We start from the raw sequence: 1,563 nt of genomic DNA on the forward strand, positions 1-1,563 counted from the left end.
GAGACCGGTAAATTCTCTGGGGTCGGACACTGTTTGTTAGGTCAGCGCAGTCCATCAGCAACGCTTTGTTCGGAGAGGCAGCGATGGCGGTGGAATGGACGATCACGATCGAGGGGAAGAACGAGTTCGGTGACGTTTGCCGGAAGGCGGTTCATATCGATAAGAGTTGGGATCGTCTGTTTGACGGCGACATTGGCCTATCGATTGAGGACGGCAAGACAATTATGACGGCGCTGCAAAGAGCAGTTGTAGCCCATGAGACGGAGACCTACTCCCTCTTCCGTCGGGTCTGCCCAGATTGCCACTCGTTCCGGTCGGTCAAGGACTACACATCACGCCGGATCCGAACCGTCATCGGCACTGTGGATGTCCGTAATCCTCGCTGGATGCTGTGCCAGGATTGCCATCCGGGCATGGTCGGCGCCTTCGCGCCGCTCAAGGAAATCTGCCCCGATCGAGCGACGTCCGAAATGATGGAGCTGACAGCCCGTTTGGGAAGCATGATGCCCTACCGGCAGGCAGCCAAGGTGCTGGCCGAGTTCCTGCCGATTGAACCCACAGAGACGTATGCGACCGTATGCAAGCGAACCATCAGGATCGGCGAACGGCTCGATGACCAGACTGTACGGGAAACATGGAAGGCAAGAGCTCAAGCGGATGACCGCCGCCAGCTTGAGATGCACCTTCCCGGCGATCGCCGCAAGGAATTCGTCATCAGCATCGATACCGCTCATGTTCGCAGCGCCGAGCCCAATGCAGCGCGAAACTTCGAGCTCGTCGTTGCCCTATGCGACCGCGGAGGACGAGGCGAACCAGGTGGTCGCTATTTCGTCACTGGCAGCACCGCCCAGCAAGCAATTCGCGATCGCGCGCTCCACGCGCTTGAAGGAGTCGGATATCGCGGCTTTGGCGATGTGACGGTGATTTCGGACGGCGCAGAAGTTCTCAAGCGGGCGCCCCGCGATATGCCGAAGCCGACAACCGACATCATCGACTGGTTCCACATCGCCATGAAGATCCAGCCCATGCAGCAGATTGCCGATCGCATCGCGCGATCGCAGCCCAGCCCCATTGAACCGCTTCCAACCATCCACAGAGATGTCAGAGCCGTGAAATGGCGTTTGTGACACGGCCGCGTGGATCGCGCGATCCGGGACCTGGAGCGACTCCTGGCGAAGCTGCAGGGATCACGGGAAGTAAGCGGGTTCTCGATCGCCCGGCTGCACAGCCTCGGCGTTCAACTCCTGACCTATATCCGCTCGAACCGTGGTGCCATTGTCGACTATGGGAAGCGTTACCGAGCCGGGCTCCGCGTTGCCACGACCCTCGCCGAGTCGGCAGTGAAATCTCTTGTCGGCAAGCGGATGGTGAAGCAGCAGCAGATGCGGTGGTCGCTCCACGGTGCGAATATGCTGATGCAGGTTCGAACTGCGGAGGCAAATGGCGAACTTCGCGATCGGCTACGAGCACCGTTCCGACAGCCGGAACCGAATGTGCCTCCAATATTCAAGCCAAAGCCGCCCCTTCCGCAGGTTGCCTGACCCCGGAGAAATTACCAGTCTC

General features: G+C 59.6%; 1 pseudogene. It reads left to right on the forward strand.

Annotation, left to right across the window (positions count from 1 at the left end):
- Positions 1-83 precede the first annotated feature (83 nt).
- Positions 84-1,541, forward strand: a pseudogene (locus GTW23_RS23315) (ISKra4 family transposase).
- The last annotated feature ends 22 nt before the right edge of the window (positions 1,542-1,563 follow it).

Source organism: Parahoeflea alexandrii (genome assembly GCF_024105735.1).
In the GTDB taxonomy this organism is placed as follows: Bacteria; Pseudomonadota; Alphaproteobacteria; order Rhizobiales; family Rhizobiaceae; genus Hoeflea; species Hoeflea alexandrii.